Source organism: Mesorhizobium sp. M4B.F.Ca.ET.214.01.1.1 (assembly GCF_004791545.1).
GTDB lineage: Bacteria > Pseudomonadota > Alphaproteobacteria > Rhizobiales > Rhizobiaceae > Mesorhizobium > Mesorhizobium abyssinicae.
In genome coordinates, this window is the sequence record NZ_SRUX01000353.1 from 1 (window position 1) to 256 (window position 256).

A 256-nucleotide genomic window follows, 5' to 3' on the forward strand; every position below is an offset into this window, starting at 1 on the left:
TCGCCGGTCAGGTCCTCGTACTTGGTGCCCGAGACTGAGAAGTCGAGGAAGTTGGTGAAGTCGTTGCCGGTGTCGGTGCCACCGCTGCCGGGATTGTCGACGGTCTGCACGAGGATCCCGGTCTGCTCGGAGCCGTCCGGCACGACCTCGTAGATGTTCTTGCCGACATCGGCCAGCGTCAGTCCGCCGATCGACCAGGCGCCGCCGGCCCCCGTCGTCGTCGAGCGGTCGCCGGCGCTGAGATCGCCGCTGTTGT

General features: G+C 67.2%; 1 protein-coding gene. It reads right to left on the bottom strand.

Annotation, left to right across the window (positions count from 1 at the left end; translation table 11 throughout):
- The coding region (locus EN857_RS35175; protein WP_189522859.1) for a hypothetical protein at positions 1–256 on the bottom strand (256 nt) is incomplete at both ends.